The sequence below is a fragment of the Myroides indicus genome (assembly GCF_004364575.1).
Classification (GTDB): Bacteria; Bacteroidota; Bacteroidia; order Flavobacteriales; family Flavobacteriaceae; genus Flavobacterium; species Flavobacterium indicum_A.
This window is the reverse complement of the sequence record NZ_SOAG01000036.1, coordinates 1-26,110: the sequence shown is the minus strand read 5'-3', so window position 1 is coordinate 26,110 and position 26,110 is coordinate 1. Positions and strand designations below refer to the sequence as shown.

General features: G+C 32.8%; 23 protein-coding genes and 2 pseudogenes. 11 read left to right on the top strand and 14 right to left on the bottom strand.

Annotation, left to right across the window (positions count from 1 at the left end):
* The 10 genes and pseudogenes from C8P70_RS13920 to C8P70_RS12520 all read right to left on the bottom strand — a co-directional run.
* A pseudogene (locus tag C8P70_RS13920) lies at positions 1-233 on the bottom strand (IS982 family transposase); the annotation flags it as partial.
* Between the two features lie 250 nt (positions 234-483).
* Positions 484-744 (bottom strand): annotated as a pseudogene (locus C8P70_RS12560) (transposase); the annotation flags it as partial.
* 174 nt (positions 745-918) lie between these two features.
* The gene (locus tag C8P70_RS12555; RefSeq protein WP_133713664.1) at positions 919-2,049 is read right to left on the bottom strand and encodes a TlpA disulfide reductase family protein; all 1,131 of its coding nucleotides are present in this window, start codon (positions 2,047-2,049) and stop codon (positions 919-921) included.
* A 107-nt stretch (positions 2,050-2,156) separates the two neighbouring features.
* The gene (locus C8P70_RS12550) at positions 2,157-2,540 is read right to left on the bottom strand and encodes a DUF423 domain-containing protein (RefSeq protein WP_133713663.1); all 384 of its coding nucleotides are present in this window, start codon (positions 2,538-2,540) and stop codon (positions 2,157-2,159) included.
* Positions 2,541-2,546: 6 nt separating this feature from the next.
* On the bottom strand, positions 2,547-3,488 hold the full coding sequence (locus tag C8P70_RS12545) for a transglutaminase domain-containing protein (RefSeq protein WP_133713662.1): 942 nt from the start codon (positions 3,486-3,488) through the stop codon (positions 2,547-2,549).
* A 12-nt stretch (positions 3,489-3,500) separates the two neighbouring features.
* The gene (locus C8P70_RS12540; RefSeq protein ID WP_133713661.1) at positions 3,501-4,352 is read right to left on the bottom strand and encodes a substrate-binding domain-containing protein; all 852 of its coding nucleotides are present in this window, start codon (positions 4,350-4,352) and stop codon (positions 3,501-3,503) included.
* A gap of 117 nt (positions 4,353-4,469) precedes the next feature.
* The gene (locus tag C8P70_RS12535; protein ID WP_133713660.1) at positions 4,470-5,981 is read right to left on the bottom strand and encodes a succinate CoA transferase; all 1,512 of its coding nucleotides are present in this window, start codon (positions 5,979-5,981) and stop codon (positions 4,470-4,472) included.
* A gap of 265 nt (positions 5,982-6,246) precedes the next feature.
* Entirely contained in the window at positions 6,247-7,119 is an 873-nt protein-coding gene (locus C8P70_RS12530; protein ID WP_133713659.1) for a nucleoside phosphorylase, read from the bottom strand.
* 13 nt (positions 7,120-7,132) lie between these two features.
* Entirely contained in the window at positions 7,133-7,480 is a 348-nt protein-coding gene (locus tag C8P70_RS12525) for a translation initiation factor (RefSeq protein WP_133713658.1), read from the bottom strand.
* Positions 7,481-7,607: 127 nt separating this feature from the next.
* Positions 7,608-8,555 carry an isopenicillin N synthase family dioxygenase gene (locus C8P70_RS12520; RefSeq protein ID WP_133713657.1) on the bottom strand — a complete coding sequence of 316 codons (948 nt, stop codon included), beginning with the start codon at positions 8,553-8,555 and terminating at the stop codon, positions 7,608-7,610.
* 229 nt (positions 8,556-8,784) lie between these two features.
* Between C8P70_RS12520 and C8P70_RS12515 the strand changes: the two genes are divergently transcribed.
* On the top strand, positions 8,785-9,027 hold the full coding sequence (locus C8P70_RS12515; RefSeq protein ID WP_133713656.1) for a hypothetical protein: 243 nt from the start codon (positions 8,785-8,787) through the stop codon (positions 9,025-9,027).
* Positions 9,028-9,373: 346 nt separating this feature from the next.
* Complete coding sequence (locus tag C8P70_RS12510; RefSeq protein WP_133713655.1) at positions 9,374-10,159, top strand: hypothetical protein; 786 nt, start codon at positions 9,374-9,376, stop codon at positions 10,157-10,159.
* 32 nt (positions 10,160-10,191) lie between these two features.
* Here C8P70_RS12510 and C8P70_RS12505 read toward each other — a convergent pair whose 3' ends face one another.
* A complete protein-coding gene (locus C8P70_RS12505) occupies positions 10,192-11,184 on the bottom strand; it encodes a PhoH family protein (protein WP_133713654.1) in 993 nt (330 codons plus the stop codon).
* 95 nt (positions 11,185-11,279) lie between these two features.
* Here C8P70_RS12505 and C8P70_RS12500 point away from each other — a divergent pair, with 95 nt between their 5' ends.
* From C8P70_RS12500 to dnaN, 5 genes are all read left to right on the top strand, one after another.
* Positions 11,280-12,116 (top strand): SAM hydrolase/SAM-dependent halogenase family protein, encoded by an 837-nt coding sequence (locus C8P70_RS12500; RefSeq protein WP_133713653.1) that lies wholly within the window; start codon positions 11,280-11,282, stop codon positions 12,114-12,116.
* A gap of 10 nt (positions 12,117-12,126) precedes the next feature.
* A complete protein-coding gene (locus tag C8P70_RS12495; RefSeq protein WP_133713652.1) occupies positions 12,127-12,423 on the top strand; it encodes a putative quinol monooxygenase in 297 nt (98 codons plus the stop codon).
* Between the two features lie 17 nt (positions 12,424-12,440).
* Entirely contained in the window at positions 12,441-13,166 is a 726-nt protein-coding gene (gene gldF / locus C8P70_RS12490; protein WP_133713651.1) for a gliding motility-associated ABC transporter permease subunit GldF, read from the top strand.
* Entirely contained in the window at positions 13,166-14,851 is a 1,686-nt protein-coding gene (gldG, locus tag C8P70_RS12485; RefSeq protein ID WP_133713650.1) for a gliding motility-associated ABC transporter substrate-binding protein GldG, read from the top strand. The genes gldF and gldG overlap by 1 nt, the downstream gene beginning before the upstream one ends.
* A gap of 82 nt (positions 14,852-14,933) precedes the next feature.
* Positions 14,934-16,052: a DNA polymerase III subunit beta gene (dnaN, locus tag C8P70_RS12480; RefSeq protein ID WP_133713649.1), complete on the top strand. Its 1,119-nt coding sequence runs from the start codon at positions 14,934-14,936 to the stop codon at positions 16,050-16,052.
* A gap of 176 nt (positions 16,053-16,228) precedes the next feature.
* Here the strand turns inward: dnaN and C8P70_RS12475 are convergent, their stop codons facing one another.
* On the bottom strand, positions 16,229-17,677 hold the full coding sequence (locus C8P70_RS12475; protein ID WP_133713648.1) for a glyceraldehyde-3-phosphate dehydrogenase: 1,449 nt from the start codon (positions 17,675-17,677) through the stop codon (positions 16,229-16,231).
* 104 nt (positions 17,678-17,781) lie between these two features.
* Entirely contained in the window at positions 17,782-19,179 is a 1,398-nt protein-coding gene (locus C8P70_RS12470; protein ID WP_133713647.1) for a trypsin-like peptidase domain-containing protein, read from the bottom strand.
* Positions 19,180-19,325: 146 nt separating this feature from the next.
* Here C8P70_RS12470 and dapF point away from each other — a divergent pair, with 146 nt between their 5' ends.
* Genes dapF through mltG form a run of 3 tightly spaced genes read left to right on the top strand, consistent with a single transcriptional unit; the run spans position 19,326 to position 21,673 of the window.
* The gene (dapF, locus tag C8P70_RS12465) at positions 19,326-20,105 is read left to right on the top strand and encodes a diaminopimelate epimerase (RefSeq protein ID WP_133713646.1); all 780 of its coding nucleotides are present in this window, start codon (positions 19,326-19,328) and stop codon (positions 20,103-20,105) included.
* Between the two features lie 4 nt (positions 20,106-20,109).
* On the top strand, positions 20,110-20,634 hold the full coding sequence (locus C8P70_RS12460; RefSeq protein ID WP_133713666.1) for a GNAT family N-acetyltransferase: 525 nt from the start codon (positions 20,110-20,112) through the stop codon (positions 20,632-20,634).
* Positions 20,635-20,638: 4 nt separating this feature from the next.
* Positions 20,639-21,673 carry an endolytic transglycosylase MltG gene (gene mltG, locus C8P70_RS12455; RefSeq protein WP_133713645.1) on the top strand — a complete coding sequence of 345 codons (1,035 nt, stop codon included), beginning with the start codon at positions 20,639-20,641 and terminating at the stop codon, positions 21,671-21,673.
* 41 nt (positions 21,674-21,714) lie between these two features.
* Here mltG and C8P70_RS12450 read toward each other — a convergent pair whose 3' ends face one another.
* Positions 21,715-23,829: a M3 family metallopeptidase gene (locus C8P70_RS12450; protein WP_133713644.1), complete on the bottom strand. Its 2,115-nt coding sequence runs from the start codon at positions 23,827-23,829 to the stop codon at positions 21,715-21,717.
* A gap of 156 nt (positions 23,830-23,985) precedes the next feature.
* On the opposite strand from C8P70_RS12450, the gene C8P70_RS12445 reads away from it, so the two are divergent.
* Positions 23,986-25,998, top strand: coding sequence for a S8 family serine peptidase (locus C8P70_RS12445; RefSeq protein WP_133713643.1), 2,013 nt, complete (start codon positions 23,986-23,988; stop codon positions 25,996-25,998).
* Positions 25,999-26,110: the final 112 nt, after the last annotated feature.

The window sequence follows — 26,110 nt, the reverse complement described above, 5'->3', positions numbered from 1 at the left end:
TTAGGAAATTCTTTAGTCATATGTTTTTGAACATAATAAATATAAAAATGCTTAAAACAACGAAAACCACTTAAATGAAATAGAAGATAAATGGTCATTACTTCAGATTTAGACATTCTAGGTGGGCGTTTTGAAGAGCTCCCTAAAAGAAATGATTTAGTAGAATTTTTAAAATCTTTGCAGAACTCATCTACAATACAAAAAATATCAGTAATTTTATCGAAACAAATCATAGATAAAAATCTTTTATAGATTTAAATTTCAGATACTTAAATATACGGATTTTTACCTTTTTTTATGCATTAATATTAATCGAACTCAGGTTAAATGAATATTTAGAGCATCACCGCAAACCAAATGATAATGAAGGTAACTTTTTATACTTGAGTAAGTTTCTCCACCCAGGCAGACTTTAGTCTGCTTTAACAAACTATGGACTGAAAGTCCATAGTGGTTTATTTATTTTATCTGCTGAGCTTAGAACTTTTTTGACAGAATATCTTTGAGCATTTTATTGTCTAAACTAACATCAGCATACATCTGTTTGAGCTTGAGATTTTCTTCTTCAAGTTCTTTTAAACGCTTCAACTCTTGTTTTTCCATTCCACCATACTTCTTTTTCCAATAGTAAAACGTACTCTTATCGATACCTAATTCTCGAGAGATTTCACTTACCGATCTTCCCTGCTCATTTTTTTTGAGAGCTTTAATTATTTGGCTCTCGCTAAAATTACTTGTTTTCATAATTGACAGTTTTGTTTAAAGTTAATAATTTCGAATCAAAAACTGTCCGATTTTTAGGGAAGTCTACAATTGATTTAACTGGAGAAGACCCTAGCAAAATACCTATTATATAAAAAAAGAGTGGTCAGAATTTCTTCCGACCACTCCTAGCCATATGGCTAGCTTTTTTAGTGTTTATTTAGAAAGTAATTCTTTAATTTTATTTTCTAGCTTTTTTCCTCTTAGGTTTTTAGCAACTACAATACCGTTTTCATCTAAGATAAAAGTAGCAGGAATAGCGCGTACTTCATATTCCTGAGCAATTGGATCTTGCCAAAACATTAAGTTAGAAACATGATTCCATGTGAGCTGATCTTTTTCAATAGCTTCTTTCCATTTAGCATCTTCTTTATCTAATGAAACCCCAATGATGTTTAGTCCTTTATCATGATATTGATTATATAAGGCCACTACTTTTGGATTTTCTTTACGACAAGGACCACACCATGAAGCCCAAAAATCAATAATAGTTACTTTTCCTAAAGACTCATTTAAAGACAAGTCTGTTCCTGTAGGAGTTTTTGCTGAAAAATCAGGAGCTTTATCTCCTACTTTTATTTTGGCATCCGGAATTTGGTCTAAAGTTGTTTTTAGAGCCATTCCAATTTTAGACTGTTTAAGGTGCTCGTCAAAATTGTTATAATATTCTAGAGCTTCTTCTTTAGAAATTCCTCCATTAGGAGCTTGTTGTGTCACAATGAAAAGAGTTGTAAAAGATTTAGGGTTTTTTTCTAAGTATTCTTCTACGAAGCTGTCCTTTTTATCGTATAAAGCATACAGTTTATCCATAATTTCATCTAGTTTTGCCTCATCATTCTCTTCTTTTGCTTTCATATAGATTTCTTGGTTTTCTTCTTGGAAAGCCATGATCTTTTTATCTATTTCAGTTGATTTTTCTGAAAAAGAAACGAATTCATCATTGTTAGCTGTACCTGTAGCTTTGTTGTTTTCAGTATTTTCTTTATCAAAAACAACTTTAATATTACCATTTTCTACAATAACAGGAACTCTGCCTTCACCGTCTGCAAAATGAATTAAATTTAAGTCCGGGTGTTGTGCGTCTCCTTTAAAAGTAAAAGAATTGTTCTTTACATCGGTAGAGTCAACTGCATTTGGTTGTCCTGTTGTAGGATCAATTTGCTCAATATAAACTTTTGAGCCATCAGCAATTCCTTTCGTTTCACCTTTAATTGTGAATCCTTTTGGGGTATTGTTACAAGAAGCTAATAAAGTAACAGCTCCTATAACTGTGAAAATTTTTTTCATTGAATTTAAATTTCTGTTTAATTTTTTGAGCTTTTAACAACTCAAGTTAATAATCAAATATATTAAAAAATATTAGGATACAGTTTTATTTCACAAAAAAATAAAAATTACAGCGTCATAAAGTAATAGGCAAGCATACACCAACCGGCTACCAGACAAAGCCCTCCTATAGGAGTAATGGGACCTAATACTTTTATTTTTTTACTGAACGTGGCGCTTAAAGTAAGTCCATAAATGCTGAAGGAGAATAAGAATACTCCAATACTTATAAGATTTGCAACGTTGGTTAATTTATTGTTTTGTGGCATAAGACCCAAAGTAACCAATAATAAAGCATGATACATTTGATATTTTACTCCGGTTTCAAAACTAGCAAGTAAAGAAGGTTTCATCTTCTTTTTAAGAGCATGTGCTGCAAATGCACCTAAAATAACGGATATAGCTCCATATATACTTCCTATAATTAAAGGAGTTGTATTTATATTATTCATAGATTTTTAATTTAGTGTTAATTGTCCCAATATTTCTTCTGACATAAACGGTCCGCCGGGGTACCGGGCAGTATAGTCTAAGTTTAGCCAGATTTGCCCTCTTTCATCAATGTGATAATTGATTTCCTTGCCTTGACTTTCTTCTTTGAATAAAACTTCCTTAATCAAATAAATTACTTGTTCAAGATTAGCTTTATTGTCGATCAGCATTTCCGGGTACATGTGTTCTTTAGTATGAATAAAGCGAGGAGTACCGCCAATGGCTCTTATGCAGGCTGCCATAAGAACGGAATAATCATCACAATCTCCTGAAAAATGAAGCAATGATTCTGAAGCAGTAGCGATATATTCTCTTCCTTTGGGATCATTTACATAGTTCCACCGACTTCGTATTTCTTTAAAAATAGCTAAGGATTGTATAATCTGTCTGTATTCGTGATAACCTTTTATTTTTGTGAAATGTTTGGTGGTGGCTAATAAAGCAAAATTTCTAACCGCAGGATTATCATATTCGGAGGCCTTTATTATTTTTGATTTATTTGGAAACGGTAGTAATTTAGCAATAATAATGTCTTGAGGAGCAGGGTTTTCTGCCATACTATATACCATTGCCCTGTAATCTTCATAAATTGCCTGATAACCATATCCTCCAAAAATACTCCCCCAAACTAGAAATCCCAAATAAATGAAAATTGTAATCAGAAGGATTGTTTTCATTTTTTGAAGAATATATTGCAATATTCCTATAATCCCAATGAATAAAAGAATCCTGTCTAAGTGATAAGGCCAGTTGGGGTCGTTGATGTTTTGGTGAGCAATGATAAATATAGGAATAGTAATCAAAATATTTAATATCAAAATAATAATATTATCCCAAGGATTGGGAATCCTTAGATAATGGTACCATTTTTTTATTTTATTATTTGAACTAATCTCGTTATTTACCATTGTTTTTGATCATCACATCTTAAAAATAGCTTGACTGTAATCTAACGTTTTTTCTATGAGATTAAGTTCTGCCAGTTGATTTTGAACGGCGGAAAAAGCATCTGGAGACAATTGTTTTTGTGACCAGCTGGTCAATTTAAGCCATTCTTTGATATCTTCTGCTTTCTGGTTATACCTTTCAGATAGTGTACGGTCTATACTCGGTATCAATTTAAATTCTAAAGTAGTTCGGTTTATGATTTCCAATACATTTTCGACTAAAGCTTTGTTTTCTTGCAGAAATTTTTGACGACCTGCAATAACAAATGAAGGCCATGGAGTAGGACACTCTCCAATTCGTCTGAATATTTTTTGATCAACCAAAGGCTTGGTCATAAAGCGCTCCCACATAAAATAATCAGCTTTCTCATTGGTCAAAGCTTCTACAGCATGGTCTATTGTATTTACTTCTATAAAATTTAACGTATCAGTATCCCATCCCATTTTTTTGGCATGTACAATAGCCATTAAGTGCGATCCTGAGCCGTATCTGCTAATTGCAATTCGCTTGTTTTCTAAATCTGTAATATTTTGAAAAGGAGAACTTTCTGCCACGTGGATTCCCCAAAGTAAAGGAGTAGAAACGTACTGTTGGATAAGGCTTGACGGATTACCTTTGGCAATGTCTTTAATAATACCTTCTGTCAATATAATAGCTAAATCAGTTTCATTATTCCGCAACATTTGACACATTTTTCCTGTTCCTTCAGGAATATCTATCCATTGAAGATCAACTCCAATCTCGTTAAATTCATTATTTTCAATACACAAGTGCCAAGGCAGGTTAAAATGTTCGGGCACGCCGACAACAGTTATTTTTTTCATTTTTAATCTTCTTCATTTTTACGCTAAGATAACAAAATGAAAATTGCTTTAATGCGAATAAAATGGTAAAATAAATAAAAAACTCCTCGTAGTAATAGAGGAGTTTGATTGTGGCGATTATTTTGTTTTCATAGTGCCCGTTTCTTTAAAACGAATATGGAACTTAAAGGCTTCTTCTAAAAGGTGCGGAGTATGACCTCCTTGTTTTTTGGCTCTTTCAAAGTAATCTTTCAATTCTTCTTTGTAATCGGGGTGGACGCAGTTGTTAATAATAACTTCGGCTCTTTCTCTAGGCGATAGTCCTCTTAAATCCGCTAATCCTTGATCTGTTACAAGAATATCTACATCGTGTTCTGTATGATCAACATGAGAAACCATTGGTAAAACATGAGAAATTGCATTATTATTTTTTGAAGCGGCTTGAGTTACAAAAATACTCAGATAAGCATTTCTAGCAAAATCACCGGAACCGCCTATTCCGTTCATCATCTTGTTGCCTCCGATATGCGTGGAGTTAACGTTGCCATAAATGTCAAATTCAATAGCTGTATTAATGGCTATGATACCCAACCGACGTATTACTTCAGGAGCGTTGCTGATATTTTGGGGTCTGAGTATTAATTTATCTTTGTATTGATCTATATTTTGAAGAAGGCGACTATAGCATTCTTGCGTAACTGTAATTGATGATCCTGATGCAAATGTCATTTTTCCTGAGTCTATCAGTTCAAAAGTACTGTCCTGAAGAACTTCGGAATACATTGTTAAGTTTTCAAAAGGTCCGTGTAGGAAACCAGTTAAAACTGCATTGGCAACTTTTCCAATTCCTGCCTGAAGAGGGAGTAAAGAATAAGTAAGTTTTCCTTTTTTTACTTCTTGTTCAAAAAAGTGGAGCAGATGCTTGGATATTGCTATTGTTTTTTCATCTGGTTCCGAGAGTTGAGCGGGTGTATCTTCAATATTTGATAGCACAACCGCTATAACGTTTTCCGGATTAAGACGAATAAACGACTCACCTATTTTGTCTTTTACGTTATGAATTGGAATGGCTGCTCTTCTAGGCTGTTCCAAAGGGACGCAGTTGTCGTGAATGCCACAGATAGAAATTGGAATAGCATTGTTTACTTCAATAATAATTTTTGGAGCAACAGTGGCAAAATAAGCTGAATTTCCGATGGAAGTAGTAGGTATAATATAACCGTTTTGGTCAATATACGTTGCCTCAATAATAGCAATATCTACCTGAGGAATATGTCCTTCTTGCAGTTGTTCAATCGTTTCGCTGAGGTGTTGGTCTACATATTTAACCTTTCCTTCATTAATGCTTTTTCTGAGTATAGAGTCAGCTTGAAAAGGCATTCTCTTTATAAGCGCATTGTTATTGGCTAAATCAGCATCGGTGGTTTGTCCTAATGATGCTCCGGTAATTAATGTAATGGCTACATTTTCCTTAGCTGCACGCTCCGCAAATGCTGGTAAAACCGATTTGCTGTCCCCAGCTTTTGTAAATCCGCTTGCCCCAACGACGGCCTGATCTGGAATGAGTAAAGCAGCTTCAGCTGCTGAAATGATTTTATCCTTATATGGATTAAATTTTATTCTCTCTAGGTGCGAGTCTTCTTTCGTCATTTTAAATAAAAATTAAACTCCATAAAAATAAGAATATTTATTATTATTAAAAATAAAAAGAATAATGAATTAAAAATGTTTAATATATTTTATTTATTAGTTAAATTAAGTAGCTTTTGTTTGGTTTGTTAAGAAATAAAATTTGAATTGGTTTTTATTTCCTTTAAAGATTACCTAATCTTGAAAGAGAAATATATTATCGGGTATATATTACTTGTAAATAAGATTTGCTCTATTGTTTGATGAATCTACTTGCAATTTAATATTAGTTTTGGCTAAGTTTATTCAGGGTATATAGAATTAAAGCATCTACTGCCTCATATGGATTATCAGAAAAAGTTCCATTAGCTCTATTGGCTATTATTGTGTTCATAGAAACCGCATGATGTCCGAGTAATTTACACAATCCATAAATAGCAGAGGTTTCCATTTCAAGATTTGTTACCCTTTGTTTGTTAAATTTAAAAGTGTCAATTTTGTGGTTTAAATTCGTATCTTGAATAGGCAATCGCAGAATCCTGCCTTGAGGACCATAAAATCCCGCTGCCGTAGCAGTTATTCCGGTAAATATTGTATCGCTTATTAGCTTTTTTTCTAAAACAGAGCTGTTTTTTATAAAATAAGGACGTCCTTTTTTTAAATCCCACTGCGTATGCTGGATAAAAGCTTCTTCCATTTCAGAATTAGTAATGGAATCAATAATATATGAACGCATCATATTATCTAAACCCAAACCGTATTTTGAAAGAACAAAGCTGTTAACCGGGATATCGGAATGCAGAGAACCAGAGGTGCCAATGCGAACTATGTTTACAGTAGTAAGTTTTTCTTTGATGGTTCTAGTCTTAAAATCGATATTAAATAAAGCATCAATTTCGTTGACAACAATATCTATATTATCAGGACCGATGCCGGTTGAGATAACTGAGAATCTTGTTCCTTTATAGTTTCCTGTATGCGTTTTGAATTCTCTTTTTTGAGTTTCAAATTCAATTTTATCAAAGTGTTTTGAAATGCGCTCTACTCTATATTGGTCTCCAACAAAAATGATATTTGGAGCTATATTTTCAGGTTTCAAATTTAAATGATATACGCTTCCGTCTGGATTTAAAATTAATTCGGATGATTTTATTTGCATAGTCTTCTGGTTTTTATCCGCCTACACGTTTCACTTTGTAGCCTTCTTTTTTTAAAAAATCCATTATTTTATCTCTAAAATTTCCTTGAATTATAATTTCGCCATTTTTAACACTTCCTCCAACACCACATAAAGTTTTCAGCGATTTTGCCAATATTTTTAAATCATGGTCTGTTCCTTCAAATCCGGTGATGAGAGTAGCTATTTTTCCGCCTCGGTTTTTTTTGTCTAAATGAGCTTCTAGTTTTTGCTGATGCGGCGGTAAGGTTGTTACTCCTTCTTCTTGTTCAAATGAAAAATCCTTATTTGTAGAAAAAACAAATCCGCCAAGATCTTCAAAACTGCTTATTTTTTTACTCATGAAAAAGTACTTTGAATATATTCAAAGATAATGTTTTGAAATGTCTTTATAAAGAAAAAATAAAATATAAAGCTAAATAATAGTCTAAAACGAGGGTATTTAAACCCTCGTTTTAGTAGTTCTAATACTATTTGATTAATCCGAGTTCTATTAGACGCTGATGGAGAAATTCTCCTGCAGTAATATTTTCGTAAAGTTTGGGATGATTATCATCAATACAGTTTTCTAAACAATCCAATGGCATATCACTAACAGGGTGCATAAAAAATGGAATAGAATACCGGGAGGTATGCCACAATTCTTTAGGAGGATTTACAACCTGATGAATTGTAGATTTTAATCTGTTGTTAGAGTGTCTTGACAACATATCTCCAACGTTTATTACTAATTCGTCATCTGCTGCAATTGCATCAATCCACTCTCCGTCGTGATTTTGAACCTGAAGTCCTTTTCCCTGAGCCCCCATTAATAGGGTAATGAGATTAATGTCTCCATGCGCAGCAGCTCTAACCGCTTTTTTAGGTTCCGACATAATAGGAGGGTAGTGAATAGGTCGTAAAATGCTATTTCCGTTTTTAATGTATTTATCAAAATAAAACTCATCTAAATTGAGGAATAAAGACAAGGCTCTTAAAACGTATATTCCTGTTTTCTCCAACATTTTATACGTTTCTTTTCCAATAACATTAAACTCAGGCAACTCTTTTACCTCTACATTTTTAGGATAAGATGTTTCTAGTTCGTAATTGTCTTCTACATATTGCCCAAAATGCCAAAACTCTTTTAAATCTCCTTCTGTTCTGCCTTTAGCATGCTCTTTTCCAAAAGAAACATACCCGCGTTGTCCGCCTATTCCCGGTATTTCGTACTGTTCTTTTACTTCGAGAGGAAGATTGAAAAAATTGCGGACTTCTCTGTATAAATCACCTACTAATTGATCGTTTAGAAAGTGTCCTTTTAACGCTACGAATCCGATGTCTTCGTATGCTTTTCCGATTTCATTTACAAAATTTTGTTTACGTACCGGGTCGTCCGATAGGAAATCACGTAAGTCAACACTAGGAATGTTTTGCATTATCTAATTGTTTTTATGCTTACTAAAAATACAATAAACAAAAATAAAACATTTTGAACAAAATTACCTCTGATTATTTTACAAATGAATCTATTAGATAATGGGATAAAATCTGTATATGTTTTGAATAATGGGTAATAGAGTTTAATTCAATATATTTTTAGCAGAAATTGTTTTAAATAATTATTTTTTTATAATTTAGAGCTGATAATATTAATTACACAAAAGTATGAAATTACCAATAGAATTAAAATCCAATGAATTTGTGGTTTTAGTATCCATTGATGTGGATCCAAGTTATTCAATAAGCGATAAAAATATGGATGCGTTTTACCTTTCGTTGCCTAAAAGCTTTAAACCAATTTTTAAAAAAATAGTTAATTCTACTATAAGAGTGTATTGCGTATGTAATAATGAAGATGATTTTATGTTTTGTCTGAGACAGACAGGATATAAAACAACATTATTGTAGGTGAAATTTGTTTTTCTGCTTAATATTTGCTAAAATCAATAAAGCTATTTATAAAAAATATTTATGCCGAATTTTATTTGTGATTTTTTATAGATGGCAATCTTTTTATGCTGTTAAATAACTTGAAAATTCTTTTCTTCTATTAATTAAGAATTAAATTCTTAGCTATAGTTAATATAAATTTAATATAATAAATAATAAAAATATCATTTTTTTTGTATCTTTGAATTAATAAAAAAAGTGTTGAAAATTGCGTTTAAAGGTTAAAGTAATACTAAATAAAAAGACTAATTTTATTTGCTGTATTGTTGATTTTATCTTTGCGCACTAATAAAAGAAAGAGAATATGATTTTGGCGTTAACAATTTCTTTGTTTCCTTCATGCGGTATGGATAATTCCGGAAATAAAAATGTAAAAGAAGGCAGCAATAAACAAATGGATCTGTTTAATAAGAGCGATTTAGAAGGTACTTTTTTTAAAGCCTTGGCTCAAGATTCCCTGCAAATGATTTCTATCAGTAAAAAGGGAATCGTGTATTCGAGTATGAAACCTAATAACAAAATTGTTTTTCCGTATGTAGAACCTTTGATAGAAGGAGAGAGTAGAGTTTACCGTACTTCAACTAAAAAAGAGGAAATAGAGATTGTTATATATGAGGATGAAACGGCAAAAGATTTTATGGATGGACGATTTGATCATTCTGTAGCTGTTCGTTTTATCAAAAAACACGAAATGGAAGACGATGTTTCTGATTTTGCATGCTTTGGACATTATATTTATAATGATAATTTGTCCGGAAATTGGATTTTTCAGACGTATGATGGGAAAAGAATAGAAGAGTTGGGAATTAATCAAATCCCGATGATTTGTATGGATATCAATACAAGAAGTTTTTCCGGAAGCGGAGGTAATCACATGGTATATGGAGACTTGCGATGTGAAGGAGACGCTGTTTTTTTTAAAATTGTTTTGGCTCCGGAATATATAACCGAATCATATCAGCAAGAAAAGGAATTGCTAGCTGTGTTGGAAGCTTGCGACAAATTTGTTTTGGATGAAGACGAATTGTTTTTATATCAGGAAGGTAAACTTAAGCTTTCCTTTATGAGAGATACTTATAATTTACAATAAGCTTTTAAAGATAAGAAAGAAAAGGCTGAAAATTATTTTTCAACCTTTTCTTTTTTTATGTCTTCAATAGATACTTGGTCAGGTCTGTCTTCAGTGGTTTTATAGGCATCAACTATTTTTTTAACTAATCGGTGTCTTACAATATCTTTGTCATCTAAGTATAGCATACCAATTCCTTCAATATTTTTCAGGATATACAGTGCTTCTTTTAATCCGGATGTTACTTTCCGTGGTAAGTCAATTTGACCAGGGTCGCCCGTGATAATAAATTTTGCATTTTTCCCCATTCTTGTTAAGAACATTTTCATTTGCGAATGGGTAGTATTTTGTGCTTCATCCAAAATAACGAATGCATTGTCAAGAGTTCTCCCGCGCATAAAAGCCAATGGAGCAATTTGTATAACTCCTTTTGTCAGGTAATCTTCGAGCGTTTGAGGTGGAATCATATCGCGTAAGGCATCATAGAGCGGCTGCATATAGGGATCGAGTTTTTCTTTCATATCTCCGGGTAAAAAGCCAAGATTTTCGCCAGCTTCAACGGCAGGACGCGTAAGAATAATTCTTTTTACTTCCTTGTTTTTTAGTGCTCTTACAGCTAATGCTACTCCTGTATAGGTTTTTCCCGTTCCAGCGGGTCCGATAGCAAAAACCATATCATTTTTTTCTACCTGTTTAACCAAGTTTTGCTGGTTAGGTGTTAGGGCTTTAATGAGCTTGCCCGAAACACCGTGTACTAAAATTTGATCGTTTTGGAGTTGAGAATGAGGTTGGCCGCTGTCCATCACAATTCTTTCAATTGTATTTTCGTCCATACGGTTGTATTTAGAAAAAAACTTGAGCAATCTTTCAAATTTTTTCTCAAATTCATCGAGAATTTCTTCTTCCCCATATGCTTTTAACAATGCCCCTCGAGATATAATTTTTAGTTTAGGAAAAAGCTTTTTTAGCAATTCTAAATGGATATCTTGCGGTCCCCAGAAATCCTTAGGACTTATTTCTGAAATTTCAATTATTCTTTCGTTCAATAGCTATAATAATTAATTAAAAAAATAAACTAATTTTGTATATTCAAATCTACTATAAAAAATCCATTTTCTTAAAGATATATTGAAAAAAAACAATGCAGAAAATAATTACGCTAACGACTGATTTTGGATATACCGATTATTATACAGCAGTTTTAAAAGGGAAAATATACTCTAAAATTGGAGAATGCAATTTAGTGGATATATCACATAATATTAGAGATTATCACATTGAAGAAGCAGGTTTTGTGTTGTCAGCTGCTTATCCTCACTTTCCGAAAGAAACAATTCATATTGTTTCTGTAAAGGCTGAAATAACTCCTTTTAGCCCTGCTATTTGTGTGAAATATGATGGACATTATTTTATTGCAACAGATAATGGGGTTTTGAGTATTATTTTAGGAAATAATGAATTTGAGGAGGCAATATACCTGGAGAATGACGAAAATGAATGCAGTAGTACTGTTTTTGCAGATTGTGCTCGTCATCTGGTTTCAGGATATGGTTTAGCTGAGTTAGGCAATCCAGTTGAATCGCTGTATAAATTAAATCGTTGGGCAGATAATCTGAACTTAGAAAGAAATAAAATTACAGGAAAAGTCGTATATGAGGATTCTTTCGGAAATCTTATTACTAATATTACTAAAGAAAGTTTTGAAAGAATAGGTAAAGGCAGAAAATTTTCTATTCGCATCAAAGATCGTTCGATAAACAAAATAAATAAGTATTTTGCAGACTTTAAAGTGACGAGTGAAAATGCTTTATTAGAACGAGCTGGTGAATTATTGGCTACATTTAATGATTTAGATTTATTGCTTGTAACTTTGCTATATTCGAAGAAAAAAGACCCAGGAGGTTCGCCTAAGTCGCTAATGAATATACAGCTGAATGATAATATTGTGGTAGAATTTGAAGATGAATTTAACTATTAAAACTAACTAAATGTTTATTAGAATTGTAAAACTGACGTTTAAAAAAGATAAAATTGAAGATTTTAAAAGCTATTTTCAGACTATAAAATACGATATCAGAAATTTTCCCGGATGCAGTTTTTTAGAAGTTTATCAAGATAAAAAAGAATCTAATATATTTTTCACTTATAGTTTTTGGGAAAATGAAAATGACTTAGAAAAATACAGGTATTCTGAAGTATTTGCTGAGGTTTGGCCTTATGTGAAAACGCTTTTTGCTCAAAAAGCGGAAGCATGGAGTGTAGATAAGTACGAATCATTAAAATAAGTAAGTCAAACAGAATTATGAAAGCAATTTGCATCAGAGAAATCAAGTCTTTTTTTGGCTCTTTAATAGGATACTTGGTAATAGCTGTTTTTTTATCAATAAACGGACTTTTGTTATGGATTTTTGATGGAGTATATAACATTCCCCAAAGTAGTTTTGCCGATTTGTCTCCTTTCTTTTCGATTGCTCCATGGATACTTATCTTTTTAGTTCCTGCGGTTACAATGAAGAGTTTTTCAGAAGAAATTAAACAAGGAACTATCGAGTTGTTGTTGACAAAGTCACTTTCGGTATGGGAAATTGTTTTAGGCAAGTTTTTGGGAGTTATAATATTAATACTTATTGCCATATTGCCTACTTTTATATATGTTTTAGTATTAAAGGAATTTACCCTTTCCGGACAATCTTTTGATTTTGGAAGTATAGCAGGATCTTATTTCGGACTGTTTTTTTTAGTAGCAGCTTATGCATCCCTTGGTGTTTTCTCTTCTTCGTTAACGGATAATCAAATTGTTTCCTTTATTGTTGCGGTTTTATTATGTGTGTTTTTTTCACTAGGTATTGCTGAATTGGCAGAGGTTTTTGCCAGCGGAGGAAATTGGATTGAAAAAATTGGATTACAATATCATTTCAGAAGCATATCCAGAGGAGTTATAGATACAAGAGATTTATTGTTTTTTGTGTCGTTTGCTGTCGCATTTTTAGGTTTAACAGTGTTTAAAATTAAAACAATTCGAAAGTAATGAAAAAAAATCACCAACAGAATATACTAGCTTTGGTAAAGCTCATTATTGTGCTGACAGCAATCAATATTGTCGGAAATTTTTTCTACAAAAGATTTGATTTAACGCAAGATCGCCGATATACTTTATCTGCCATAACCAATGAGATTGTTGATAGAGTTAAAGAACCTGTGATTATAGATGTTTTTTTGGAAGGAAAATTTCCTCAGGAATTCAGACGTTTACAGAATGAAACCAAACAATTGCTGGAGGAATTTGAAACTCAAAACTCAAATATCAAGTTTCAGTTTATAAATCCATTGGAGGAAGGGGCAACCCAAGAAGAAGTAATGCAAGAACTTTTTGAATATGGATTAAAGCCGGTTACGGTAACTGTAAATGACAAAGGAACACAAACACAGCAAGTAGTTTATCCCTGGGCTATTGTTTCTCAAGGTGAAAAAGCTTCCAAAGTACAGCTTCTAAAGAATATGATTGGTGCTAATACAGAAGAAAAAGTTATAACTTCTGTTCAGCATTTGGAATATGCTTTTGCTGAAGCAATTGATAAAATAACGACAGAAAAGCAAAAAAGTATAGCAATTTTAAAAGGAAATGGACAATTAGATGATTCCTATATTGCTGATTTTTTATTGACTGTTAGAGAAAATTATCACATTGCACCTTTTACATTGGATTCTGTGGCAGCAAATCCTCAAAAAACATTGGAAGAGTTAAAGAATTTTGATTTGATAGTTGTTGCCAAACCAAATAAAGAGTTTTCAGAGAAACAAATAGAAGTTTTGGATCAATTTATAATGAATGGAGGTAAATCTTTATGGTTGTTGGATCAGGTACAGGCAGATTTTGACAGTTTGAGAACCAATGGCTCTATGTTGGCATACGCAAAAGACCAAAGCTTGGGAGAAATGCTGTTTAAATATGGAGTGAGAATTAATCCTGTTTTGGTAAAAGACGAAATTTCTACACCGATTAAAATTGCGATTGGAAAACAGGGAAGCGAGACGCAATACGGTCAATTTATATGGAAATTTGCACCTTTTGTTTATCCGGAAATTAACCATCCCATTGTTAAAAACATAGAAGGCGTAAAGTTTGATTTTGCATCTCCCATGGATACGCTGAAAAATGGTATAAAAAAAACAGTTTTGCTACAATCTTCTAAATATTCAATGTTGGTAGGTACTCCGACAGAAATTGATCTGAATATTTTAAATGAGGAAAGTACCCCTGAAATGTTTGAAAATAAAGGCAGCTATATCTTGGGCGTTTTATTGGAAGGTCAATTTAAATCAGTATTTCAAAACAGAATCTTACCTTTTAAAGTAAATAAACCGCTGTATGAAAGTGAAGAAAATAAGATGATTATAATTTCGGATGGCGATATTATTAAAAATCAGTTGGATCAGAACTACGAGCCATTGGAATTAGGATATGATAAATGGATTAACAAACTTTATGGGAATAAAGAATTGATAATGAATTCTGTAAATTATCTTATGGACGATAAGGGGTTGATTAATTTAAGAACCAAAGAAGTGAAAATTCCAATGTTAGATAAAGTAAAAGTATATAAAGATTACAATTACATACAAATGATTGCGTTTGGGGTACCGGTTCTTTTCATTGTTGTTTTTGGTCTTATATTCACCTTTTTTAGAAGACGTTCTTTTGTTAAAAAGTAATTTAAAAAAGCTTTTATAATTAGTAATTATCTGATATATTTGTGACTGTAAAGATATTTTTTACGAAATAAAGAAATAGAATATGAAATTTATAGTATCGAGTTCCTACTTGCTAAAACAATTGCAAATTTTAGGTAGTGTTATCAATAGCAGTAATACTTTGCATATATTGGATAATTTCTTGTTTGAGTTAGATAATAATGTATTGAAGGTTTCTGCATCAGATTTGGAAACCACTATGTCTGCCAGTTTAGAAATTGAATCTACAAGTCAGGGAAGTATTGCTGTGCCGGCAAAATTATTGCTTGAAACTTTAAAAACTTTCCCGGAGCAGCCCTTAACTTTCTCAATAAAGGAAAATAATACCATAGAAATAAGTTCTGATGTTGGAAAGTATGTATTGGCTTATGCTCAGGGCGATGAGTTTCCTAAAGCAGAATCTTTAGAAGATCCGGCAAAAACAGAAGTACCGGCGGGTGTTTTGGCAACAGCTATTAGTAAAACTATTTTTGCGGCAGGGAATGACGATTTAAGACCGGTAATGTCTGGAGTATACTTTAATTTCTCGCCATCGGGTTTGATTTTTGTTGCTACCGATGCTCATAAGCTGGTAAAGTATTCCAGAACAGATATTACTTCTTCTAATGAAGCAAGTTTTATTATGCCTAAAAAACCATTAAATATCTTAAAGAATATTTTAATGGCTTCGGGAGCCGATGTTGTTATTGAATTTAATGATTCAAATGCACAGTTTACATTTGATAATTACTCACTTACTTGTCGTTTGATAGATGGAAAATACCCTAATTATGAGGCTGTAATTCCGAAAGAAAATCCTAACAAATTACTATTAAACAGAGTTCAGTTTTTAAGTTCAGTTCGTCGTGTTGCAATATATTCCAATAAAACAACACACCAGATAAGACTAAAATTAGCTGGAACGGAATTAAATATTTCAGCCGAAGATATTGATTATTCGAACAAGGCAGATGAAAGATTAACTTGTGATTATAAAGGAGATGATATGCAGATAGGATTCAATTCTCGTTTTTTGCTTGAAATGTTGAATAATTTGCAATCGGATGATATTTTATTGGAAATGTCTTTGCCAAACCGGGCAGGTATTCTAACTCCTGTAGACGGATTGGAAGATGGGGAGTCGGTAACTATGTTGGTTATGCCTGTTATGCTTAATAACTAAACAAAACTAATTGTTTTAATAAAAATAATAAAATAAAAGGCTACTTTACCAGCTAGATAAAGTGGCTTTTGTATTTAACAGTGTTTTTAAATTTAGAGATCCGTAGATAGTTTCTTTAAGAGAATAGTGCCTCCCAATTTTATATATTTTAATTGGGAGGTATTTGTGTTTTTTTATTAATAATAAGTATAACGTCGTACTTGTGCAATGTGTTTTGCCAAACGGATAACTTGATGACTATACCCGTATTCATTGTCATACCACACATACATTACAATATTTTTTCCATCTGCAGAAACGATAGTTGCTTTACTGTCAAAAATAGAAGGAGCAGAAGTACCTACAATATCTGAAGACACTAATTCATTATTCATAGAGTATTTGATTTGTTCTACTAACTCTCCGTTTAAGGCAGCATTACGCATAATGTTATTCAGTTCTTCAACAGAAGTCGGTTTTTCTACTTCTAAATTTAATACTACCAATGAACCATTTGGAACGGGCACACGAATGGCGTTTGAAGTCAGCTTTCCTGCTAAAGAAGGTAAAGCCTTGGCTACTGCACTACCTGCTCCTGTTTCAGTGATAACCATGTTTAAGGCGGCAGCTCTACCGCGACGATATTTTTTGTGCATGTTGTCAACCAAATTTTGGTCATTTGTATAAGCGTGAATGGTTTCAAGGTGGCCTTTTACTACTCCCAAATTATCTTCTATTACTTTTAAAATAGGGGTAATAGCATTGGTGGTACATGAAGCGGCAGACCAGATATCAACTGTTTCTGGGTTATATTCTTTGTGATTTACGCCATGTACAATGTTTGGTATACCTTTTCCGGGCGCAGTCAACAATACTTTTGAAGCTCCCTTAGAAGTTAAGTGGCGTTTTAAATCCTCATCGGTTTTAAAAGCACCAGTATTGTCTATAATTAAAGCATTGTGAATACCGAATTGAGTATAGTCTATTTCTTCTGGAGTATTTGCAGAAATCATATGAACAGTTGTTCCGTTGATGATTAAAGCATTGTTGTCAGGATCAGTGTTTACAACACCTTCAAAATCTCCGTGAACTGAATCGTACTTTAATAATGATGCGCGTTTTTCTAATAAAGTAGCATCATTCTTATCACGGGTAACAATTGCGCGAAGACGCATTTGTTGTCCTTTTCCGACTTTATTCATCAATTCGCGAGCCAGTAAACGACCAATACGTCCAAACCCATATAAAACAACGTCTTTAGGTATAATTTCTTCTGTGTTTTTTGCATCTTTTAGTTTGCTTACAACAAAACTTAAAGCACTGTTATGCTGGTCGTCTTCTAAGTGATATTCGTAAGTTAAACGACCAATATCAATCCGTGAAGGTGGCAAATCTGCTTGTTGAATTGCTCTTGCTATTTCAACGGAATCAAAAATATTGATAGGTTTTTCTACAAATTTAGCAGAATATTCATGTAGATTGATGATATCATTTACACTGCGATCAACAAGCTGGTTGCGGAACATTAATAACTCAATAGATTTATCATACCATAAGTCACTAACAATTTTAATAAATTCTACGCAAGCTTTTCTTCTGTCTGCCTGAAAAGCTAATTCTTTTTCGTACAAATTCGTATCTTTCATTATATTTAGATTGTGTTGTATAAAACTAGTGCAAAAGTCTGCTTTTTTTATGAATTAATCAAATGTTAAAATTTAGAACGAATTAGTAGTGAATATATTGTTTATTAGATTAGTAAGCGAATATATTCGCCTGCTGAATTGAGGATTTCCATTTTGGTACGCTGTTGATTGCTTTGAGAAGATAATAGCTGACGAGCTTCATCAACAGAGTTGATTTTTACATTATTGACGGATAGTAGAAAAGCACCTTCTAATTCATCTCTGTATGCTAAATATTTTTCATTGGTTACTTTTGTTATTTTTACACCATACTTGATTTTGTAATTAGCTCTTTGTTCAGGAGTGATGTTTTCAAATTCGAACCCATTATAAAAGAGAGTATTATTTTCTGCATTAATCAAGGCGACTTCCATTGTTTTTTCAGTCTCATCTCTTAACAGTTTTACGGTAACTACATCATTAGGACGTTTAGTATTTAAAATATTTTTAATGTCCACGAACGAAGATATGCTTTTTCCATTTATAGCAGAAATGATATCTCCTGCTTGAATTCCTGATTTTTGCGCTCCGGAGTTTTTAATAACACTTTGCACATAAAATCCACGAGAAGCTTTTGTATTTAGCTGTTTGGCAGTCATATTGTTGATTTCAAATCCGCTAACGCCTAAAACACCGTTTTGTACATTGCCGTATTCTAATAAATCTTCTACAATTTTTTTAACTATATTTGACGGAACAGCAAAGGAATATCCGACATATGAACCGGTATTGGAAGAAATTAAAGTATTAATGCCTATTAGTTCTCCTGAGGCATTTACTAATGCACCTCCGCTATTTCCCGGATTAACTACAGCATCTGTTTGAATAAAAGACTGAATTCCGGTCTTGGATAAGCTTCTTGCTTTAGCAGAAATAATGCCCGCGGTAACTGTAGAAGTCAGATTATATGGATTACCAACTGCTAAAACCCATTCACCTAATTTTATTTGATCAGAATTTCCGAAAATTAAATGGGGCAGTTTTTCTTTAGGTTCTATTTTTAGCAGGGCAATATCCATTTGCTTATCTGTTCCGATTAATTTGGCTTTGTAACTCTGATTGTCATTAAGCGTCACTTCCAGCTCTGAAGCATTGGCAATAACATGGTTGTTGGTTACGATATATCCGTCCTCAGCTATAATAACTCCCGATCCGGTCCCTATTTGCGCTTGTGTACCGCCTTTATAACCATAAAAGAATTCTAAAAGCGGATTAGAATGAGTAGTTACATAACTAAGATTTTTAACGTGGACAACAGCATTGACGGTAGATTCTGCGGCTCCTGTAAAGTCAGCTTGGTAGTTCGATATGGAATGATTTTGGTTTTGTGGAACAAATTGGGAGGTTGTCGTTTGCTCTTCAAATAAAGGAGAATAAGGTTTTTCTATAAGATATTTATATCCTATTAATGTAATAGCTCCACTAAATAAACAAATCAAAATAGTGCCAAGTATTTTTTTCATAATGGAATGTGTTATATTGTGTTCTGTTGAGTAAAGTTATAAAAGTAATTTTTTATCTGTCTGGATTTAACCTCTGATTAACAGTGTAATTATTAAGACATAATATTTTATAACTTTGCTGTAAAATAAGTAAACAGATATTTTGTATGTTAGAATTTTATAAGTTTCAGGGAACAGGTAATGATTTTGTAATGATCGATAATAGAGGAAGTATATTTGACAAAAAAAACAGTGATTTAGTGTCTTTTTTGTGTGATCGAAAATTCGGGATAGGAGGTGATGGATTAATTTTGCTTGAAACGGATAATACCTTTGATTTTAAGATGGTTTATTACAATTCTGATGGGAAAGAAAGTTCGATGTGCGGAAACGGAGGAAGGTGCATTGTTGCTTTTGCGAGCCTCTTGGGAATAATACAAAAACAATGTCGTTTTATAGCCGTTGATGGAGAGCATCGGGCATTAATTAATGAGGATGGTGATATTTCATTACAGATGATAGATGTTGAAAATATCAATAAAAGTGATGACTTTATCTTTTTAAATACTGGTTCTCCTCATCATATACAAGTAGTTCAGGATATTGAATACTATGATGTATTTAATAATGGTAAAAAAATAAGAGAAAGCGAATTTTACATGCCTTCTGGAACCAATGTTAATTTTGTTGAACAAAAGGGAGATAATTATTTTAAGATAAGAACTTTTGAAAGAGGAGTAGAAAATGAAACACTTTCCTGTGGAACGGGGGCGACAGCAGCAGCAATCGCTATGTTTGATTTGGGAAAGGCAAATGCTAGGGAAATAAAAATAGATGTGGAAGGTGGGAGTTTAAAAGTTTCATTCGATTACTCTGATCAAAAATACAGCAATGTTTTTTTAACGGGACCCGCTGAATTTGTTTTTCGGGGAAAAATTGCTATTTAAAATGATACGGAGACTAGAAGCAGAAAGCATTTATCTACGAGCTTTAGAGCCTGAAGATTTGGAGTTTGTTTATCAAATTGAGAATGATTTAAAACTTTGGGAAGTCAGTAATACACAAACCCCTTACAGTCGTTTTTTGATTCGACAATATTTAGAAAATGCTCATCAGGATATTTATGAAGCTAAACAGTTGAGACTAGTTATATGCGATAAAAAAACGGATGAAGTATATGGTTTGATAGATATTTTTGATTACGATCCTAAAAACGCAAGAGCAGGGATAGGAATCGTAATTCAGCGGGATACCAATAGAATGAAAGGTATAGGCAGTCAAGCATTAAAAATAGTTATAGATTATGCATACCAGCATTTATTGCTTCAACAGATTTATGCAAATATTGCCGCAGATAATACATCCAGCAAAAAGCTTTTTCATAAATTTGGCTTCGCAGAAGTTGGTGTAAAAAAAAAATGGAATAGGGTAGGAGATACCTATAAAGACGAAGTAATGTATCAGTTAATATTTTAAAAACATGAAAGTAAACAAAATACTTATGATTCTGACAGCTATAGTTGCATTTGGACTGTTGGGATATGTGTATATATGGTATAACAAGGCTTTTTCAGATAATTTAGAAAATTGGAATGAAGATTACTTTTATGTAAAAAGTGAATCTTCTTTTCAGGATATTAAAAATCATCTTGCACCGTATTTAAAGAATGTCGAAAACTTTGAATCTATAGCAGAGCAACGCAATTATACTACAAATGTAATAGCTGGGCGGTTTAAGTTGCGCAATGGTATGACTAATTATGATATTATTCAGTCGTTAAGAGCAAACGTTCCTGTAAGAGTAACTTTTAACAATATGGAACGCATTGAAAATCTTGCAGCGCGAATTGCAGAGCAATTAGAACAAGATAGTTTATCCATGATGGAAATTTTTTTAGATGAGGAGTTTTTGAAAGATAATGAACTTACAAAAGAAACTGCGTTAACATGTTATTTGCCAGAAACATATGAGTTTTATTGGAATGTGTCTCCTTTGCGAATAAGAAATACACTGCATAAAGAGTATATCAGATTTTGGAATGAGGAAAGAAGAAAAAAGGCAGAATCATTAAATTTAACACCGGCAGAAGTAACTATTTTAGCATCAATTGTCCAAAAAGAAACTGCTAAAAACGATGAGAGGGCTCGTGTAGCGGGAGTGTATCTAAATCGACTAAAAATTGGTATGCCGCTACAGGCAGATCCAACAGTGGTATACGCTAAAAAAATGTATACAGATGATTTTGACCAAGTGATTAATAGAGTGTACCGAAAAGACACTGAAATACTTTCACCATATAACACCTATATCAATATTGGATTGCCTCCGGGTCCAATTTTTATGCCAGATAAAACCACTATAGATGCAGTTCTAGATGCTGAGAATCATGATTATATTTATTTTTGTGCAAGTGTAGACAGAGTTGGCTATCATGAATTTGCAAGATCATTAGAACAACACAATCAGAATAGTTTAAAGTACAGACGATGGTTGGATCAGAATGGAATAAAATAAAAGTAAAAACCTCCGGAAATTTTTCGGAGGTTTTTTAATACCTAATTAAAGCCTTTATATCTCAACAATGCTTGGATAGAAGGATCTTTTCCTCTGAAGTTTTTATACAATACATCTAAAGGTTCTGAATTTCCTTTTGAAAAAACCCTATCTCTTAAAATTTGTCCGTTTTTGCGCGTCATCCCTCCATTTTCTTCCAACCATTCATAAGCATCAAAATCCAGCATTTCCGACCATTTGTAAGAATAATATCCAGCAGCATAGCCTCCGCCAAAAATATGGCTGAAGTAAGAAGAACGATATCTGCTCGGAACCATTGGTAGATCTAAGCCATATTTTTGTAAAGCTGCTTGTTCAAATTTTGCAACATCTTCAATTGCAATATCAGGATTAATAGTGTGCCATTCCATATCAATTAAAGAAGCAGCAAGTAATTCGGCTGTATCATATCCAATGTTAAAATTGGATGCTTTTTCTATTTTTTCCAGTAATTCATCAGGGATAACTTCTCCTGTTTGATAATGTTTAGCATAGTTTTTTAATACAGAAGGCTCAAAAACAAAATGCTCGTGGAATTGTGATGGAAACTCAACAAAATCTCTGGCAACGTTTGTTCCTGAAAGAGTGGGGTAGGTTTGATTAGCAAAGAAACCATGTAAAGCGTGTCCAAATTCATGAAAAACAGTTACCACATTGTCTAAGGAAAGCAAAGCAGGTTGATCTTGAGCTGGCTTTGGAAAGTTCCCTACATTGTAAATAACAGGCAACTGATCGAATAGTTTAGATTGTTTTACAATATTGCTCATCCAGGCACCGCCTCTTTTGGAATCTCTCTGAAAATAATCTGCATAAAATAACCCAAGAGGACTGCTGTCTTCATTGAAAATTTCATAAACTTTTACATCTTCTTGCCAAACTGGAATATCTGTACGCTCTTTAAATGACAAACCATATAGCTTTTGTGCCATGAAAAATACGCCATTTTCTAAAACAGCGGTCAATTCAAAGTAAGGTTTAAGCTCACTTTGATTTAGAGCATATTTTTCTTCTCTGATTTTTTCAGCGTAGTAATTCCAGTCAGCAGCAGTAAGAGTAAAAGGATCACCCGATTTATTGATTAATTCTTGGATATCTTTAGCTTCTTTTTTTGCGGTTGAAACTGCATAAGGACTCAATTCTTTTAAGATTTGGATAGCATTTTCGGGAGTTTTAGCCATTGTTTCCTGTAAACTCCATTCGGCATAATTACCAAAGCCCATTAACTTTGCTTTTTCCGCTCTTTTCTTTGCCAGTTTTATCAATGTTTCTCTGGTATCATTTGTATCACCTTTTTCCGCTCTTATCCAAGCTTCTTTAAACAATTTTTCTCTAGTAGCTCTGTTTTCTAAAATAGACAAATCAGGCTGTTGGGTAGTATTGCTCAACGGTATAAGATAACTTCCGTTGGTTTGTTTAATAGAGTTAAGCTCTTCAGTACTTAATCCTTTTAACTCTTCTTCAGAGAAAGAAACTCCTCCTGTTTTTGTTGCAGCTAATAATTGATCGCCAAACTTGGTACTTAATGAGGCAATCTCTTGATTAAGCATTTTTAAGTTTTCTTTGTTGTCAGCGTTTAAATTAGCTCCGGCTTGTTCAAATTTTTGATAATAAACATCTAAAAGTCGTTCTTGTTCTGGATTGAGATTTAAAGAAGTCTTATTAGCATGTAATTTTTTGATGCGTTCAAACAGTTGGTCATTTAAATAAATAGCATCGCTATGTGCGGCAAACTTAGGAGAAAGCTCATTATTTATGCTTTTTAATTCATCATTGGTATGTGCGCCAATTAAAAGATTAAAAACAGATCGTACCCGATCTAAGAGCGCCCCGGATCGCTCTAACTCTACCAGCGTATTATCAAAAGTAGGTTCTTCTGGATTAGTAATGATATTGTTGATTGCTTCCATTTGTCTGCGCATTCCTTCTAAGAGTGCAGGTTTAAAATCTTTATTTTTTATTTTGTCAAAGTCAGCAGTTTGGTAAGGGAGTGTACTTTCTATAAAAAAAGCATTTTCACTATTCCAGTCAGGAATTGCATCTTCTTTTGCTTTATTACAGGAGGTAGAAAAAGCTAAAACTCCTACAACAATGCCTAGGGACGATCTTTTTAAATTCATAGTTAAAATTATTTTGATGTTGTCCAAATATATAGAAATTTTATAGAAGAACATGTAATTTACGGCTTTGGAAGAGTTAGTTGGATTAAAAAATTAGTTCTTTAAGTATGTATTGTAAAAAAATGTTGAAATTTACAACACCATAAAATAAAGATTATGAGACAAAAAGAACTCTTCTATATATTTACATTCGCTTTGTTTATAGGAACTGTAGCTCAGGCGCAAGATAAAGCGGTAAGAAACGCTCTGATAAGTAAATATGATAAATCAGCAAGCGGACAGTTGTTCGATAAAATAAAAACGGAAACAAAAATAGATCGTCAAAAGGTTCTGGAATATAGCAAACTGTATGGAGTAGAGTTAAAAAAAGCGAGTAAGGGTGGACGATTGTTAGAATTAAAGCAAATCGATGATTTTGGAACTCCGATTTACTATACAACCTTTAACGAAGGAGCAAGAATAACAAGTCAGGTAGATGCTTTACAAGAAAAAAAAGAATTAGGGGTTGAATTGTTCGGACAAAATATGATAGTTGCAATAATAGATGGACAGACTGCGTTTTTAAATCATCAGGAGTTTTTAGGGGAAGTGGGGAGTAAAATCAGAGTTTTTGATCCTATGCCCAGTTTAGAAAAAATGGATGACAAAGAGTTAGAAGGATTTCAAAATAGTAAATTACATGCAACTCATGTAGCAGGAACAGTAGGTGCTTTAGGAATAAACTCCAAAGCAAGAGGCGTTGCTTCACAGGCAAATATATGGTCTTATAACTGGGATGATGATATTCTTAAATTGACTGAAATAGGTAATCAGGGGATCTTAGTCTCTAATCATTCCTATGGTATATCTGCAATTGACAATAATAAAACCCCCTTATTGCCTGAGTATTATTTTGGAGCATACACTAAAGATGCACAAAATTTTGATGAAGTAGCTTTTGTGTTTCCCTTTTTGCAGCCAGTTGTGGCAGCAGGCAATGACAGGCAGGATTATGGTATTATAAATCCTCAAAAATCAGGAAATGATCTTTTGCTTGGCGCAGCAAATGCAAAAAATGCCATAGTTGTAGGAGCTGTAAAAGAAGTGGTAAAGTATGAAGGAGTAAATAGTGTAGTTATGAGCGATTTTAGCAGCTTTGGACCAACAAATGATTTTCGTATTAAGCCGGATATTGTAGCAAAAGGTGTAGATGTGTTTTCTTCTATTTATATGAATCCTCAACCTTTAAATTCGAGTTCTGTCAATAATTATTATGGAGTTTTAAGTGGAACATCTATGGCTACACCAGTTGTTTCGGGAATTATTTTGCTTTGGCAACAGTGGGCGATAGAAAATAAAAAGATGCCATACAAAGCATCTACAATAAAAGCAATAGCAATACATACAGCAGATAAAGCAGGGAATGTAAAAGGACCAGATCATAAATTTGGATGGGGATTAATTAATGCAAAAAACGGAGTAGTATTGATGAAGAGTACTGAAAATAAAAATGCTTTTATAGAGGAAAATACTTTGTTGGAAGGTGAGGTTTTTGTGCAAAAAATAGAAATAAATGAAGAAAAAGAAAAAGTAATGTTTACTTTGGCGTGGACAGATCCGGCGGGAGATTACTCTGTGAATAACTTTGAAGAAGAAGTTGGTGCACATAATTTGATAAATGATCTGGATATAAAAGTTATAAAAGATGGAACGGAATATTTGCCTTGGAAATTGAATAAAGATTTTTTAAATCCTTACCCTTTAAAAGGAAATAACGATTCAGATAATGTAGAGAAAATCGAGATAGAAAATGCTGGAAAAGGAGTTTATATAGTAGAAATATCTCACAAACATAACTTAAAATATAAACATCAGGATTTTTCATTAATTATAAGCGATCAAAAATTTGGAGGAATTTCTATTTTGAATAAGAATGAGGTAATAAAAAATCAAATAGAAATTTGGCCTAATCCGGTTTCAGAATATATTAACGTACAAATACCTTCTGAATACGCCTTAAAAGACTTGACCGTAGCTATTTTCGATATTAATGGAAAGTTAGTTAAAAAAAATAATAAAATTAAAACAACAACAGTGATTATTTTAACTATTGATTTGGATTCGGGAATTTATATAGTAAAGATAAATGGAGGCGGATTAGATGCTACACGAAAAATAATAAAAAAATAACATACTGGTTGTTAGATTTTTGCGAAATAAAATAAAAAAAGGTTTGCAAAAGCTTTCACAAAGGCAAAAAAGGGATTAGTTTTGCCCACGCAAATGAGAAAACGTTCTTTGT